We start from the raw sequence: 14880 nt of genomic DNA on the forward strand, positions 1-14880 counted from the left end.
TTGATTACAAGACGGTAACGAAGTGGTCTACGAGCGGCAACTCTGCAGCCCGTACGTGCGTTCCGCCGTCGCGGAGGTCTGCTGTGCGATGGTCTCCGCAGACCGGCCGAGGATGTCGGCCAACGCTCGCACAGTGTAGGGCAGGCAGTAGGGCTCGTTCGGCGCCCCGCGATACGGGTGCGGGGTGAGAAACGGCGCATCGGTTTCGACGAGCATTTGCTCTGCGGGAATGAGCACCGCGGCTTCCCGCAGCTCACGGGCGTTGCGGAAGCTCACCGTGCCGGACAGGCTGAGCACCCAGCCGGCGGCCACACACGTCCGCGCCATCTCCACGCCCGAGGAAAAACAGTGGAATATCACAGTCTCGGGCGCACCCTCGGCGCGCAGCACGTCGAGCACCTCGGCGTCCGCGTCCCGGTTGTGGATCATCAACGGCTTGCCGGTGCGCTTGGCCAGGTCGATGTGCCAGGCGAAGGCGTCGCGCTGCTCGGCGGGCCCGGCGCACCCCTCCAACCGACCGGGCCAGTACATGTCCATGCCCGTCTCGCCGATCGCGACCACCCGCGGGCGCGCGGCCAGCCGCTCGATCTCGGCCTTGGCCTCTTCGGTCAGCGCGGTGGCGCGGGTGGGGTGCAGCGCCACCGCCGCGTACACCCGCGGATCCCACTCGGCCGCCTGCACGGCCCACCGGGCCGCTGCCAGGTCGTCGGCGATGGTGACCACGGCTTGCACACCCGCCTGGCCGGCGCGGTCGACGATGGTGCGCACGTCGTCGGCGTCGGCGGCGCCGCAGGCGTCCAGATGGGTGTGTGCGTCGACGAGGGGTGTGAGGGGCTCTGGAAGGGGCGGCGGCTCCCGCCGCTGTTTCGTAGAGCTCACCGCACACACTTTAAGGTGAGTTTCTGATGCCTGACTCACTCCCCGGCGCGGGGACGCGCACCCCTGACTCACTCCCCGGCGCGGGGACGCGCACCCCCGGCACCCCGTACTACATCACAACCGCGATCGCCTACCCCAACGGGACGCCGCACATCGGCCACGCCTACGAGTACATCGCGACCGATGCGGTGGCCCGGTTCAAGCGCCTCGACGGTTTCGACGTCCGCTATCTCACCGGCACCGACGAGCACGGGCTGAAGATGGCCCAGACAGCCGCCGCCGAGGGCATCCCGACCGCCGAGCTGGCGCGGCGCAACTCCGATGCGTTCCAGGCGATGCAGGAGGGACTCGGCGCGACGTTCGACCGCTTCATCCGCACCACCGACGCCGACCATCTCGAGGCGTCCATCAACATCTGGAAGCGGATGGACGCGGCGGGCGACATCTATCTGGACTCCTACTCGGGCTGGTACTCGGTGCGCGACGAGCGCTTCTACACCGACGACGAACTCGAGGAACGCCCTGACGGTTCCCGGGTGTCGATCGAGACGGGGACCGAGGTCACCTGGACCGAGGAGCAGACGTACTTCTTCCGGCTGTCCGCCTACGCCCAGCGGCTGCTGGACCACTACGCGGCGCACCCCGAGTTCATCGGCCCCGACGTGCGGCGCAACGAGATCGTCAGCTTCGTCTCCGGCGGGCTGCGCGACCTGTCCATCTCGCGGACGACGTTCGACTGGGGAGTTCCCGTCCCCGACCATCCCGACCACGTCATGTACGTCTGGGTCGACGCCCTGACCAACTACCTCACCGGTGTCGGCTTCCCCGACACCGACTCCGAGGACTTCAGGAAGTACTGGCCGGCCGACCTGCACATGATCGGCAAGGACATCATCCGGTTCCACACGGTCTACTGGCCGGCGTTTCTGATGTCGGCCGGGGTGGAGCTGCCGCGACGGGTGTTCGTACACGGGTTCCTGCTGGTCAGCGGCGAGAAGATGAGCAAGTCCGTCGGCAACGTGGTCGACCCCGTCGCGCTCGTCGAGACGTTCGGCCTCGATCAGGTGCGCTACTTCCTGCTGCGCGAGGTGCCGTTCGGGCAGGACGGCAGCTACAGCGAAGACGCCATCATCGGCCGGATCAACGCCGACCTCGCCAACGAGTTCGGCAACCTGGCCCAGCGGTCGTTGTCGATGGTCAACAAGAACCTCGACGGTGTGGTGCCCGAACCCGGGCCGTTCACCGACGCCGACCGCGAACTGCTGGCACTTGCCGACGAACTGCTGCCCAAGGTTCGCGCACACTTCGACGTGCCCGCCATGCACCTGGCCCTCGAGGCGATCTGGTCGGTGCTCGGAGCCGCCAACCGGTACTTCTCGTCGCAGGAGCCGTGGGTGCTGCGCAAGACCGACACCGACGAGGCCCGGGTGCGGTTCGCCACCGTGCTGTACACGACGCTGGAGGTGGTGCGGATCGCCGCGCTGCTGACCCAGCCGGTGATGCCCGGATCGACGTCGAAGCTCCTCGACCTGCTCGGCCAGCCGGAGGACCGGCGCTCGTTCGCCGCGCTGCCGGTTCGGCTGGCGCCCGGCACCGTGCTCCCCGCGCCGACCGGCGTCTTCCCCCGTTTCCAACGCGACTGAGTTTCTCCCGTACATGTTCCTCCTGTACATAAAGTGATGCGCGTCACGTCGTGTCACATTCGGACCGCCGCCGGTGTCTCGAGGGCAGTTCCGAGAAAAGGAGAGACACCATGACCGAGAAGACCGGACCGAGGACCAGAGTCGTCGTGATCGGCGGCGGCTACGCCGGGGTCCTGGCGGCCAACCACCTGCGCGTCGACGACAGCATCGACATCACGCTGGTCAACCCGCGGCCGTCGTTCGTCGAGCGGATCCGGCTGCACCAGTTGGTGACCGGATCAGACGATGCGGTGGTCGACTACGGCACGGTGCTCGGTGAGGGCATCGAACTCGCCGTGGACTCCGCGACGAAGATCGACGTCTCCGCCCGCCGGGTCGAACTGGCCTCGGGCGGCAGCATCGGCTTCGACTATCTGATCTATGCCGTGGGCAGCACCGGCGCCGCCCCGAAGGTCCCGGGTGCAGTCGAATTCGCTTATCCCATATCGGAATACGAACACGGTGAACCGCTACGGGCAGCCGTGGCAGCTGCGGCCGTCGACGCGCCGATCTGTGTGGTCGGCGCCGGACCCACCGGTCTGGAGATGGCGGCCGAACTCGCCGAGGAGGGTCGGCGCGTGACGCTGATCTGCGGCGCGGTGATGGGTCCCTATCTCAGCACCCGGGCCCGCCGCTCGGCCGCAAAGCGAATGGCCAGGCTCGGCGTCACCGTGATCGACGGTCCGGATGCGAACGCGACCGAGGTGCTGCGCGACGCGGTGGTCCTCGCCGACGGCCGCAGGATCGTCGCCGCGGTGACGATCTGGACCGCCGGGTTCGGGGTGCCCGACCTGGCCGCCCGCAGCGGACTGAGCACCGACACGGTCGGCCGGCTGCTCACCGACGAAACACTGACCAGCGTCGACGACCCCCGCGTCGTCGGCGCCGGTGATGCGACGGCACCGTCGGACCTACCGCTGCGGATGAGCTGCCAGGCGGCGCTCCCGCTGGGCGCCCAGGCCGCCAACACGGTGCTCAACCGGATCGCCGGCACTCCGCCGAAGCCGCTGAACCAGGCGTTCACCGGGCAGTGCATCAGCCTCGGCCGGTCGGCGGGCCTGATCCAGATCGCTCACCTCGACGACACCGTGACCCCGCTGTACATCGGTGGCCGGGCCGCGGCGAGCATCAAGGAGGCGGTCTGCAAGGGCACGGTCTCATTCCTGTCCCGGGAGGCGCGCAAGCCGGGCAGCTACTTCTGGCTCAAGGGCGGGAAGCGACAGCAGAAGCTGGCCGCCCAGACGGTCTCGCCGTGAGCGAACACGCCGAACGTTTCACCGTTCTACGGCCGCTACTGTTCACGATCGCCTACGAGATCCTGGGCAGCGCAACCGAATCCGACGACGTCCTGCAGGAGAGCTACCTGCGGTGGGCCGAGGTGGACCTGGAGACGGTCCTCGACACCAAGGCCTACCTCGCCAAGCTGGTCACCCGGCAGTCGTTGAATACCTTGCGGGCGCAATCCCGGCGCCGGGAGGAATATGTCGGGCCGTGGCTGCCGGAGCCACTGCTCACCGAACAGGACGCGGCCGCCGATGTGGTTCTGGCCGAGTCGGTGTCGATGGCCATGCTGGTGGTGCTGGAGACATTGACCCCCGACGAACGTGCGGTGTTCGTCTTGCACGAGGTGTTCGGCTTCTCCCACGAGGAGATCGCCTCGACTATCGGCAAGTCGGCGGCGGCGGTGCGACAGATGGCACACCGTGCCCGCGCGCACGTGCACGCGCGACGCAAGCGGTTCCAGCCGGTGGACCCCCAGGTTTCCTCGGAGCTCACCGCCCGGTTCTTCACCGCGGCCGCCACCGGCGACCTCGACGGCCTGATGGCGATGCTCGCACCCGACGTGGTGTGGACCGCCGACAGCGACGGCAAGGTCAGTGCGGCCCGCCGCCCGGTGGCGGGAGCGGACCGGGTGGCCAGGCTGGTCATGGGCTTCGCCCGGCTTGCCGGTACCGAGGGCAGGGTCGAGCCCGCGACCTACAACAGCGGCCCCGCGATGGTGCTCTATCTCGGCGACCACCTGGAGGGCGTGGTGTCGTTCGAGGTGATCGACGGCCGGATCACCAACTTCTACGCGATGCGCAATCCGGAGAAGCTGGCGACGGTGCTGGTGCCCCGCCGGATCGGCCGGTAGCCCACGGCGGGCCCGGGTCTGTCAGGCTGGGTCGGTGCGCATCGAGCGACTCGGCGACCTGGGTGATGCCTCGTCGGTGCTGCGTGCGCTGGGGGCGGCGGCGACCTCGCTGGGTCTGGCCCCACCCGCAGCCCTGGTCGGGGTGTGGTTCGGGTCCAGGGCGGTGATCGCGCCGTCGCTGACAGCCGAAGAGGTCCCGGCGCGAGGGGTCTTCGACGTCGCACCCGGACACCGCGCCGACGGCCCGGTCGGGGGTGGCTGGTTCGGGTATCTGTCCTATCCGGATGCGGGCGCCGACGGGCTGGGGCCGCGGATTCCGCAGGCGGCGGGCGGCTGGGCCGACAGTGTGCTCCGGTGTGACGCCGACGGCATCTGGTGGCACGAAAGCCTTTCCGGGATGCCCCTTTCCGGTTGGGTCTCGGATGCCCTGCAGAATCCCGCGGCCCCCGGTTGCGCCCAGATCGCGTGGGGCCAGGCCGACCGGGCGGCCCACCATCGGGGGGTGCTCGACTGCCTGGAGGCCATCGCCGCCGGTGAGGTGTATCAGGCCTGTGTGTGCACCCAGTTCACCGGGAGGTTCGACGGTGACCCCCTCGACTTCTTCGCGGAAGCGGTGTCCCGGACCGCCCCCGCCCGGGGGGCCTACGTCGCCGGGACCTGGGGTGCGGTGGCGTCGCTGTCACCGGAACTGTTCCTGCGGCGGTGCGGCGAGGCGGTGACGTCGAGCCCGATCAAGGGCACGCTGCCGGCAGATGCCGACCCTGCCGGCCTGCGCGCCTCGGTCAAGGATGTCGCGGAGAACATCATGATCGTCGACCTGGTCCGCAACGACCTGGGACGGGTGGCCCACACGGGTTCGGTGTCGGTGACCGAACTGCTGGCCGTGCGGCCGGCGCCGGGCGTGTGGCATCTGGTGTCGACGGTCTCGGCGCGGGTAGCCGCCGATCTGCCGATGTCGGCGATGCTGGACGCGACGTTCCCGCCGGCATCGGTGACGGGCACCCCGAAGGGGCGAGCCCGCGAACTGCTGACCGGATGGGAACCGCACCGACGCGGTGTGTATTGCGGCACAGTCGGTTTGGCGTCACCCGTGGCCGGCTGCGAGCTGAACGTGGCCATCCGCACGGTAGAGTTCGCTGCCGACAAGACCGCGGTGCTCGGCGTCGGCGGCGGCATCACCGCAGACTCCGACCCGGCCCGCGAGTGGGACGAGTGCCTGCACAAGGCCCGGCCGATCATCGGTCATGCCGGCGCGCTGACCTCAGTTTCGCGCGCGTAGCACCGCGTCGTAGAGCTCACGCCGCGACGGGGCACCGGGGTTCGCGGCGACCACCTGGGCGCAGGCATCCTTGACCCGCATGCCGTCCTCGACCAGACGGTTCACGTCGGCCACCAGTTCCTCGGGGTCCGCGGTCGGGGTGGCCCCGGCCAGCACCACGGTGACCTCGCCGAGCACCCCGTCGGCGGCCCACTCGGCGAGTTCGCCGATCGACGCCCGGACGATCTCTTCGTGTGTCTTGGTCAGCTCCCGGCAGACCACCGCCCGCCGGTCCGCGCCGAGGACGTCCACGGCGTCGCGCAGGCAGTCGGCCAATCGGCGCGGCGACTCGAAGAACACACAGGTCCGGGGCTCTGTGACCAACGACCGCAGCCACGACGTGCGCGCCGACTGCTTGCGCGGCGCGAACCCCTCGAAACAGAACCGCTCCGACGGCAGGCCGGCGACGGCCAGCGCGGTCGTCACCGCGGACGGGCCGGGCAGGCAGTGCACCGGCAGGTCGTTGTCGACACACGCCGCCACCAGTCGGTAGCCGGGATCGCTGATCAGCGGCATCCCGGCGTCGCTGACCAACAGCACCGTCGCCCCGCCGCGGATGTCGTCGACCAGCGCCGGCACCCGCGAGGCCTCGTTCTGGTCGAACAGGCTGACGATCCGGCCGGCGAGCCGGACCTCCAGCGCCTGGGCCAGCGTGCGGACCCGCCGGGTGTCCTCGGCGGCGATCACGTCGGCACTGCCCAGCGCCCGCACCAGCCGGGCGGACGCGTCCGACGGCTGTCCGAGGGGCGTGGCGGCGATGAGCAGTCGGCCGGCGGTCATCAACACAGCCTACGATCGCTGTCGTGAGCGCCGCGGACGTGAGGAGCGAGGGTGCCGCCGCGGACGTGAGGAGCAAAGGTGCCGCCGCGGACGTGAGGAGCAAAGGTGCCGCCGCGGACGAACTCGTTGCTCGCGAGCGCACGGTTCCGGTGATCAGCCCGGGGCCGCTGGTACCCGTCGCGGATTTCGGCCCGCTCGACCGTTTCCAGGGATGGATGATGACCGCGGTCATCACGGCGCTGGCCGCGGTCACCCGGTTCCTCAACCTGCAGTCGCCGACCGACGCGGGCACGCCGATCTTCGACGAGAAGCACTACGCGCCGCAGGCCTGGCAGATGCTGCACAACAACGGCGTCGAGGACAACCCAGGCTATGGGCTGGTGGTGCACCCGCCGGTCGGCAAACAGCTGATCGCCATCGGCGAGGCGATGTTCGGCTACAACGGGCTGGGCTGGCGGTTCTCCGGTGCGGTGTGCGGCGTCATCCTGGTGCTGCTCGTGGCACGGATCGCCCGGCGAATCAGCAGGTCCACGCTCGTCGGCGGGATCGCCGGGTTGCTGGTGATCGCCGATGGCGTCAGCTTCGTCACCGCGCGCACCGCACTGCTCGACGGGTTCCTCGCCATGTTCGTCGTTGCGGCGTTCGGCTGCCTGATCGTCGACCGCGACCAGGTACGCGAGCGCCTGCACGTCGCCCTCTTGGAAGGCCGGATCGCCGAGACGGCGTGGGGCCCGCGCCTCGGGGTCCGCTGGTGGCGTTTCGGTGCAGGCGTACTGCTCGGGCTGGCCTGTGCGACGAAGTGGTCAGGGCTCTACTTCGTGATGTTCTTCGGTGTCATGACCGTGGCGTTCGACATCGCCGCGCGCCGGCAATACCGCGTTCCGCGGCCGTGGCTGGGGGTGTTCCGCCGCGACGTCGGACCGTCGCTGTACGCGCTGGTGCTGATTCCTTTCGGGGTGTACCTGGCGTCATACTCGGCGTGGTTCGCCTCCGAGACCGGCATCAATCGCCATCAGGTGGGTCGCTCGATCGGACCCGACAGCGTGTTGCCGATTCCCGACGCGGTGCGCTCGCTGTGGCACTACACCTACGCGGCGTACCGCTTTCACTCCGGGCTGACCAACGCCGACGGGAACCACCACCCGTGGGAGTCCAAGCCGTGGACGTGGCCGATGTCGCTGCGACCGGTGCTCTACGCGATCGAGACCGAGAACGTGCCGGGGTGCGGCGCCCAGTCGTGCGTCAAGGCCGTGATGCTGGTCGGCACGCCGGCGATGTGGTTCGTCGCGGTGCCGGTGCTGGCATGGGCGGTGTGGCGGGCGTTCGTCAAGGGCGACTGGCGTTATGCGGCGTTGCTGGTCGGCTACAGCGCGGGGTTCCTGCCGTGGTTCGCCGACATCGACCGGCAGATGTACTTCTTCTACGCAGCCACGATGGCGCCGTTCCTGGTGATGATCATCGCGATGATCCTCGGCGACATCCTCTACAAGCCGCGGCAGAACGCCGAGCGACGAACGCTGGGGTTGCTGGTGGTGTGTTGCTATGTCGCACTCGTCATCACGAACTTCGCCTGGCTGTACCCGATTCTGACGGGCCTGCCGATCTCGCAGAGCACCTGGAACCTGCAGATCTGGCTCCCGTCCTGGCGGTAGCTCCTTCGCCCGCCGAAATGGGGTTCCAGGTCGTCATTTCATGGTTATCCACAGCCATGCAACGTGGTTCGGTGAGCGGACGCCGGTCTGGCCGAAGATCAGGCTATGACCCGAGTTTTCGTGGGCAGTCAGGCGATCGCGCGCGGCGAACTGACCCGCGGCCAACTGAGATGGCGCTACGAGCCGCTCTTCCCTGACGTCTACATTCCTCGTGGTACGCACCCGTCGCTGTACATCAGAACGGTCGGGGCCTGGCTCTGGTCTCGGGAACGCGGCGTCATCACCGGGCGGGCCGCGGCGGCGCTGCACGGAGCGGAATGGGTGCGCGATGACACACCCGTCGAACTGTTGTGGAAAAGCTACGACACCCCCGGCGGCATCATCGCCCGTGACCACCATTTCGGATACGACGACGTCGTCGAAATGGATGACATGGCGGTCGCGACGATTCAGCGCAGCGCGTACGACCTGGGTCGACACCTCCCACGCAACGCGGCGGTGATCCATCTCGATGCGCTCGCCCGCGCAACCGGACTGGCCGCCGAACACGTCGCCCCGTTGATCGACAGGTACAAGGGCGCGCGGGGGGTTCGTCGACTCCGCACTGCGCTGGAACTCATGGACAGCGGTTCACAGTCACCGAAGGAGACGCTCCTGCGGCTCACCCTGATCGACGCGGGATTCCCCCGCCCCACGACTCAGATCCCCGTTTACGACGGCCACCATGAACCGTTCGCGTTCCTGGACATGGGTTGGGAGGACGTGTTGATAGCCGTGGAGTACGACGGCGACCAACACCGGACCGATCGAGGCCGCTACGTCTGGGACGAACGACGGCTGCGCCGCCTCAGGGAACTGGACTGGTTGCACGTCAAAGTGATCGCCGAGGACCGGCCATACGACGTCATCCAGAGGGTGCGACGTGCGTGGGCACAGCGCGAACCGGGCGTGGAGGTCGTGTGAGAGGTGCCATCAACGACCGGGAATCCCATTTCGGCGCACCTAGAGCGGGTCGCGAGCCGCCGGGCACGACATGCACCGGGGGCCGCCGCGACCGGTGCCCAGCTCGGACGCGGCGATCGACAGCACCTCGATACCCGAATCAGCAAGGCGGGCATTGGTTTCGGTGTTGCGCTCGTAGGCCACCACGACCCCGGGGGCCAGCGCCAGCGTGTTGTTTCCGTCGTCCCACTGCTCGCGTTCTGCGGTGACGGGATCGAGCCCGGTGTCGATCACCCGCAGCTTCCCGATGCCCATCGCCTCGGCCGCGGCGCTGACGAACGGTGCGGCCCCGTCGATCTTCACCCCGTCGGACGCGCGGCGGATCGTGAACGCCGTCAGCGAGTCGACGATGTTCGGATACATCACCACCGCGTCGACGTCGACCATCGTGCACACGGTGTCCAGGTGCATCTGCGCCCGCTCCTGGGCGATCGGCACCGCCAGCACCGTGTGGGCGAGGTCGTCGTCGAAGAGACTGCGCGCCAATGCCTCCGCCCCCGCGGGGGTGGTGCGCTCCCCCACCCCGACAGCAACGACACCGGGCGCCAGCAGCAGCACGTCGCCGCCCTCGACCGGCGCCGATCGCGACTCGTAGGCGCGCCGGACACCCAGGAAACGCGGATGGTGCGCATAGATCACATCGGTCAGCGACGTCTCGCGCGACCGGGCGGGCAGGGCCAGCGACGTGATGGCCACCCGCGGGCCGATCCAGAACGACGAGTCCCTGGCGAAGAGCAGGTTGGGCAGCGGGTTGATCACGAAGTCCCCGCCGTGGTGCATCCGCCGCACCAGCGACAGTTCGTTCTCCCCGAACGACAACTCGTCGAAGGTCATGCCGGCCATCAGCACGTGGGCCAGCGCTGCGGCATCCAGGGTGCGCAGGTACGTCGAAAGCTCCTGGGCCAGCGGCAGACCGAGCCTTCGGGCATCAACCGCGGCCGCGATGCCGTGCATCCTGGCGGCGCCGCTGTTGGCCAACGCCTCGGTGAGCAGATCACCGAGCAAGAACACTTCGACCCCGCGCGAGCGCAGCAGTGCCGCGAACGCGTCGTGCTCCTCCTGGGCTTTGGCCACCCAGGGCAACCCGTCGAACAGGAGCGTGTCGTTGTTGCGGGGCGTCAGCCGCTGCAGCTCGGGACCCGGCCGGTGCAGGATCACCGCCCGCAGCGTGCCGACCTCGGAATTGCACCCCAACACCACGTCCGTCACATCGAGCACCGTAACCCGAAACCCCCCACCTCAACTATGGTTGAGGGTCATGGAGATGGCACAGGAGCTCACTCCCGGGGACATGGCGGTCCGCAGCGGCGTGGCGGTCTCCGCCCTGCATTTCTACGAGCGGGAGGGCCTGATCACCAGCCGGCGCACCACCGGGAACCAGCGCCGCTACAGCCGCGACACCCTCCGCCGCGTGGCCTTCATCCGGATGTCGCAGCGGCTCGGGATCCCGCTGGCACGCATCCGCGACGCACTGTCGACGCTGCCCACCGACCGCGTTCCCAGCAGCAAGGACTGGGCCCGGTTGTCGGCCGGCTGGCGGGAGGACCTCGACCAACGCATCGTGCACCTGCAGCGACTGCGCGACAACCTCACCGGCTGCATCGGTTGCGGGTGCCTGAGCCTGAAGGTCTGCGCACTCGCCAATCCCGGCGACTCACTCGCCGAGCACGGCCCCGGCGCCGTCCGGCTCTGACCATTTCTGCTCCTCGCGTCCGTGGCGACCATTTCTGCTCCTCGCGTCCGCGGCAAATTCGAACGCCTGTGCGATAGACTGCGCGGCATGCAGCCTGCTCTGCAAAGCTCTCTGTTCGACCACGCCGAGCGCCGCGACCTCGGTCACGGCGCGTGGCTCGAGCTCCGATCCGGATGGTTGTCCCAGGACGACGATCGAGACGATTCGCTGTTCGCGCAACTGCGCGACACGATCCCCTGGCGGGCCGAACGCCGCCAGATGTACGACCGCGTTCTCGACGTTCCCCGCCTGGTCAGCTTCCACCATCTCGTCGACGACGAACCGCCCCATCCGCGGCTGAAGCAGCTCAGGAGACGCCTCAACGACGCCTACGCCGGCGAGCTCGGCGAACCGTTCGTGACCGCCGGGTTGTGTCTGTACCGGGACGGCAACGACAGCGTCGCCTGGCATGCCGACAACATCGGCCGCAGCAGCACCGAGGACACCATGGTCGCCATCGTGGGTCTCGGTGCGGCAAGGGTTTTCGCGCTGCGACCCCGCGGTGGCGGCCCGTCGCTGCGGTTGCGTCACGGCCACGGCGACCTACTGGTGATGGGCGGATCGTGCCAACGCACCTGGGAACACTGCGTTCCGAAGACCGCCCGCCCCGTCGGGCCGCGCATCAGCATCCAGTTCCGGCCGCACGACGTGCGCTGAGCTCAGCCGCGCACCAGGCTGACCGCTTGAGTGACCAGCTCGCGGGCGCGCGCCGTGTCGACCGGGACGAGCGGTTGGCCGGGGATCACCAGCGAGTTCGCGGTGACGATCACGATGAAATTGCCGAAGTACGCGACGTAGTTGAAGATCGCACCGGTGCGCGGCGACCCACCCGCGGTGGTCTGCAGCACGCGCTGGGTGCCGACGACGTGGGTGTTGTCGATCTGCGGGGCCTCGACCACCTTGATCAGGCCGCGAACCCCACGTCCGCCGAAGGCCACTTCGCGGCACTGCTCGGTGGGCGTGTTCACCGGCACCGGTTCGGAGGTCTCGACCGCGATCACGATGTAGCGGACACCATCACCCTCTGCCGTGGTCGCCGCCATGTTGCCCTGGACCCCCGATGGGACGGCCAGCTTGCCGGCCCCCTCGGCACAGTCGGGCGGGTCGAAGACCAGCCCCTCGGGCAACTTCTGCGGGCCGAGCACTCCCGGCTCGATGGCGGCCGGGCCGACGGTGCTGACCGTGAATGACGGACCGAATTCGGACTCGAGGTCGGCGACATTGGCGATATCGGCTTGTGAGAGATCCTCGGGCTGTCCCGAACTGCAAGCCGCCAGCAGCCCGGCACAAGCGACGGCCAGCGCCACCTTCAGGTTCGACATCGCCGCCAATGTACCCGGGTGGTCCGAGTCAGCCGCGCAGCGCGGACACCGCGGCGGTCAGCACGTCGCCCGCGAAGCCGGGGGCGAGCGCCGGATGGGGTGACCCAGGGTCGGTGATCAGCGTGACGAAGCAGACGTGACCGTCGAGGTACGCGACCAATGTGTCTGCGCGTGAGCGTGTTTGCGTCCCGCCCTCGACCACGGTGGTGACAGCGGTACTCATCACCACGGTCGTCGCCGCGTCGATGCCCGGCCCTGGCTGCGTGGTGACGGTTCCGGTGGCGTGCCCGGATGCCACCGTCCACCGGACGCAGTCGGCGAGCAGGCCGGAATCGGGAATCTGCGGGCCCGCGGCTCGGGCCACCACGGTGTGCACGATCCCGCCCGGCCCCGACGCCGACCAGCCTCGCGTCGTCGTGGGGTCGACGGCCGGTGCCGCCAACCCCGCGCACTGCGGCGGCTCGGAGACCGGCGCCTGCCCGAAGCCCCACAAGGCGATCGGCGCCGGCGCGGCTGTGAACCCGGCGACCTCGTATCCGTCCGGCAACTCAGCGCGGGTCCGGTCGATTCTCGCCGGAGTGATCTCCATGTCTGTCGAGGCCGGCGACGACGGCAACGGCGTCGGTGGCGTCGGCGGACCGCACGCCACCGCAACCAGCACCGGCGCGCACACCGCGAACAGCCTCACGGCCCGTTGATACCACGCTCGGCCGGGTGTGCAGCTCGCGACGCTCAGGCCGCCGGGCTATCAGCCGGTTCACTTTTGGCGGCAACCGGATCCGGTGCCGACCTGGGGGTCTCCTCGTCGGCGTCCACCGGAGACACCACGCGATGATCGAGCACGGCGTCGTCTCCGTCATCGAGCTGACGCCGGGGTTCGGGTTCGGGTTCCGGTTCCGGTTCCGGTTCCGGTTCGGGTTCGGGTTCGGGCTCGGACTCGGACTCGGACTCGGGCTCGGACTCGGGCTCGGGCTCGGGCTCGGGCTCGGGGACAGGTGAGACCGACTTCCGGGGCGCGGGCGCCTGCTCGTCGAGGTTGGGTTCGCCGGGCTCGATCTCGGGCGCGGGGTCCGGCGCCGACCCGTCGGGACGTCCGACGTCGGTGGGCTCCTGTGGTTCAACGTCCTCGGAGCCCGATCGGTCCGAGGACAACCCCAGGGACTCCGTCGCAGGGTTGACCGGCAGCGCCGGGCCTCCGACGCCATATGCCCCCGGCGCGTCGGTGCCGAGCACCCGCGGCAAGCCGAAACCCTCGACCAGGTTGTCGACAGCCACCGGCAGGGACTTCAGGAGGTTCAGCGCCACCCCGAACAGATCCTTGGTCGGCCACCAGCCGGCAGGAGTCGGTATGCCGGGGCTGATCTCGCGGTCGTAGGCGTCCTCGATGATCACCCGCAGTGGCACATCGAGCGCCCGAAGGATGGGTTTGGGCACAAAAAATGCGAGCGGCTGCAGTATCGGGATGATGTCGGTCTCGATGAGGTAGTAGGTCGTATCACCCTCACTCCCCTGATAGCGCGCGTCGCCGAACGGCACGTCGACGGTTTCGCCGTGCAAAAGCCCGTAGCCCATCAAGGCGTTCACCGTTGCGAGAAGGTTGAGCGGGCGGACCGGAAAGTCGCCACCGAGCCCGTCGTACTGCCGGGCGACATCCACCGTCGGATAGGCGAACGTACCGTCGGGTAGTGCCGGGCTGTCCGTGGGCGACGCACCGGCAAACGAGATGCCCAGGATCGGAATGGTCGGCAGGCCGGCGCCGCGCATCAGTACCCCACCGTTGGGCCGCATCGGGTTGGCCAGGAGCATGATTGGCACGGACGCATCGCCGGGGACATAGTCGGCGATCAGGTCCCGCTTGATCAGCGAGGCGATCATTGCGCTCTGCGAGTATCCGAAAATCTGGAAATCGTCGCCGATCTGGGGCGCCTCCGACCCGACTCCGGGAGTCACCGCCGCGTCGTCGTTGTACACGCAGTCCACACCGGCCGCCAGGCACCGGTGAAGGTTCGCCCGCCCCTCGGCCACCGACTTGTCGAGGGTGAGGCGCCCGATAGGGAAGAACTCTTCGGGCGTGAACACCGCGACGGCGTTGGTCACCGGCCCCTCGAAGGCTAGATCGAGCTGATCGATCACCGCGTTGTCGAGGTAGGCCGTCACGAAGTCGGGCTTGTCCTTCGGCCCTAGCAACGGGTGGAAGGTGCCACCCATGATCAAGGCGGTTGTCTGAGCGACCAGCAACGGCACGGCGGTGGCCGTCACCCACGCCGCCGACACCGTCACGACAGTGCCCAGCGCCAAGAAAAACACCATGCACGCACGAACCATCGATTGCATTCCCGACCAACTTTCGCAGAAGCAGCAAAGTGATCATGCGCGCCG

At 68.8% G+C, this 14880-nt stretch carries 14 protein-coding genes; 8 read left to right on the plus strand and 6 right to left on the minus strand.

Going from position 1 to position 14880, the window contains the following annotated elements:
* Positions 1-27: 27 nt before the first annotated feature.
* Entirely contained in the window at positions 28-879 is an 852-nt protein-coding gene (locus BEMPMBAN_RS26085) for a TatD family hydrolase (protein ID WP_159234426.1), read from the minus strand.
* Between the two features lie 26 nt (positions 880-905).
* Between BEMPMBAN_RS26085 and metG the strand changes: the two genes are divergently transcribed.
* The 4 genes from metG to BEMPMBAN_RS26105 all read left to right on the plus strand — a co-directional run bounded on the left by metG (position 906) and on the right by BEMPMBAN_RS26105 (position 5974).
* Complete coding sequence (gene metG / locus BEMPMBAN_RS26090) at positions 906-2522, plus strand: methionine--tRNA ligase (protein WP_159234427.1); 1617 nt, start codon at positions 906-908, stop codon at positions 2520-2522.
* Between the two features lie 110 nt (positions 2523-2632).
* The gene (locus tag BEMPMBAN_RS26095; RefSeq protein WP_159234428.1) at positions 2633-3817 is read left to right on the plus strand and encodes an NAD(P)/FAD-dependent oxidoreductase; all 1185 of its coding nucleotides are present in this window, start codon (positions 2633-2635) and stop codon (positions 3815-3817) included.
* The gene (locus BEMPMBAN_RS26100; protein ID WP_159234429.1) at positions 3814-4695 is read left to right on the plus strand and encodes an RNA polymerase sigma-70 factor; all 882 of its coding nucleotides are present in this window, start codon (positions 3814-3816) and stop codon (positions 4693-4695) included. Before BEMPMBAN_RS26095 ends, BEMPMBAN_RS26100 begins: the two co-directional genes overlap by 4 nt.
* Before the next feature lie 34 nt (positions 4696-4729).
* Positions 4730-5974, plus strand: coding sequence for an aminodeoxychorismate synthase component I (locus BEMPMBAN_RS26105; RefSeq protein ID WP_159234430.1), 1245 nt, complete (start codon positions 4730-4732; stop codon positions 5972-5974).
* On the opposite strand, the gene rsmI is transcribed toward BEMPMBAN_RS26105, so the two are convergent.
* On the minus strand, positions 5957-6793 hold the full coding sequence (gene rsmI, locus BEMPMBAN_RS26110; protein ID WP_159234431.1) for a 16S rRNA (cytidine(1402)-2'-O)-methyltransferase: 837 nt from the start codon (positions 6791-6793) through the stop codon (positions 5957-5959). The genes BEMPMBAN_RS26105 and rsmI overlap by 18 nt on opposite strands.
* 92 nt (positions 6794-6885) lie before the next feature.
* On the opposite strand from rsmI, the gene BEMPMBAN_RS26115 reads away from it, so the two are divergent.
* Both BEMPMBAN_RS26115 and BEMPMBAN_RS26120 read left to right on the plus strand, forming a co-directional pair.
* Complete coding sequence (locus tag BEMPMBAN_RS26115) at positions 6886-8445, plus strand: dolichyl-phosphate-mannose--protein mannosyltransferase (RefSeq protein ID WP_159234432.1); 1560 nt, start codon at positions 6886-6888, stop codon at positions 8443-8445.
* A gap of 105 nt (positions 8446-8550) precedes the next feature.
* Complete coding sequence (locus BEMPMBAN_RS26120) at positions 8551-9408, plus strand: hypothetical protein (protein WP_159234433.1); 858 nt, start codon at positions 8551-8553, stop codon at positions 9406-9408.
* Positions 9409-9447: 39 nt separating this feature from the next.
* Here the strand turns inward: BEMPMBAN_RS26120 and arcA are convergent, their stop codons facing one another.
* Positions 9448-10656, minus strand: a complete 1209-nt coding sequence (arcA, locus tag BEMPMBAN_RS26125) for an arginine deiminase (protein WP_159234434.1) — start codon at positions 10654-10656, stop codon at positions 9448-9450.
* 49 nt (positions 10657-10705) lie between these two features.
* Here arcA and soxR point away from each other — a divergent pair, with 49 nt between their 5' ends.
* Together soxR and BEMPMBAN_RS26135 are read left to right on the plus strand one after the other, a co-directional pair.
* A complete protein-coding gene (gene soxR / locus BEMPMBAN_RS26130) occupies positions 10706-11140 on the plus strand; it encodes a redox-sensitive transcriptional activator SoxR (protein ID WP_159234435.1) in 435 nt (144 codons plus the stop codon).
* 87 nt (positions 11141-11227) lie between these two features.
* The gene (locus BEMPMBAN_RS26135) at positions 11228-11836 is read left to right on the plus strand and encodes an alpha-ketoglutarate-dependent dioxygenase AlkB (protein WP_159234436.1); all 609 of its coding nucleotides are present in this window, start codon (positions 11228-11230) and stop codon (positions 11834-11836) included.
* A 2-nt stretch (positions 11837-11838) separates the two neighbouring features.
* Here BEMPMBAN_RS26135 and BEMPMBAN_RS26140 read toward each other — a convergent pair whose 3' ends face one another.
* From BEMPMBAN_RS26140 to BEMPMBAN_RS26150, 3 genes are read right to left on the minus strand one after another with little or no spacing between them, the layout of a single operon-like run.
* On the minus strand, positions 11839-12501 hold the full coding sequence (locus tag BEMPMBAN_RS26140; protein ID WP_159234437.1) for a DUF5642 family protein: 663 nt from the start codon (positions 12499-12501) through the stop codon (positions 11839-11841).
* Positions 12502-12529: 28 nt separating this feature from the next.
* Positions 12530-13189, minus strand: a complete 660-nt coding sequence (locus BEMPMBAN_RS26145; protein WP_159234438.1) for a DUF5642 family protein — start codon at positions 13187-13189, stop codon at positions 12530-12532.
* Between the two features lie 44 nt (positions 13190-13233).
* Positions 13234-14811, minus strand: a complete 1578-nt coding sequence (locus BEMPMBAN_RS26150) for a PE-PPE domain-containing protein (protein ID WP_234897703.1) — start codon at positions 14809-14811, stop codon at positions 13234-13236.
* Positions 14812-14880 lie beyond the last annotated feature (69 nt).

It is taken from the genome of Mycolicibacterium austroafricanum (genome assembly GCF_902705885.1).
In the GTDB taxonomy this organism is placed as follows: domain Bacteria; phylum Actinomycetota; class Actinomycetes; order Mycobacteriales; family Mycobacteriaceae; genus Mycobacterium; species Mycobacterium vanbaalenii_A.

What these genes read in the sequence shown, in the direction of transcription:
- metG (WP_159234427.1), top strand. Translation starts at nt 906, where the DNA reads ATGCCTGACTCACTCCCCGGCGCGGGGACGCGCACCCCTGACTCACTC.
- BEMPMBAN_RS26150 (WP_234897703.1), bottom strand. Translation starts at nt 14,811, where the DNA reads ATGGTGTTTTTCTTGGCGCTGGGCACTGTCGTGACGGTGTCGGCGGCG.
- BEMPMBAN_RS26120 (WP_159234433.1), top strand. Translation starts at nt 8,551, where the DNA reads ATGACCCGAGTTTTCGTGGGCAGTCAGGCGATCGCGCGCGGCGAACTG.
- BEMPMBAN_RS26135 (WP_159234436.1), top strand. Translation starts at nt 11,228, where the DNA reads ATGCAGCCTGCTCTGCAAAGCTCTCTGTTCGACCACGCCGAGCGCCGC.
- soxR (WP_159234435.1), top strand. Translation starts at nt 10,706, where the DNA reads ATGGAGATGGCACAGGAGCTCACTCCCGGGGACATGGCGGTCCGCAGC.
- rsmI (WP_159234431.1), bottom strand. Translation starts at nt 6,793, where the DNA reads ATGACCGCCGGCCGACTGCTCATCGCCGCCACGCCCCTCGGACAGCCG.
- BEMPMBAN_RS26095 (WP_159234428.1), top strand. Translation starts at nt 2,633, where the DNA reads ATGACCGAGAAGACCGGACCGAGGACCAGAGTCGTCGTGATCGGCGGC.
- BEMPMBAN_RS26140 (WP_159234437.1), bottom strand. Translation starts at nt 12,501, where the DNA reads ATGTCGAACCTGAAGGTGGCGCTGGCCGTCGCTTGTGCCGGGCTGCTG.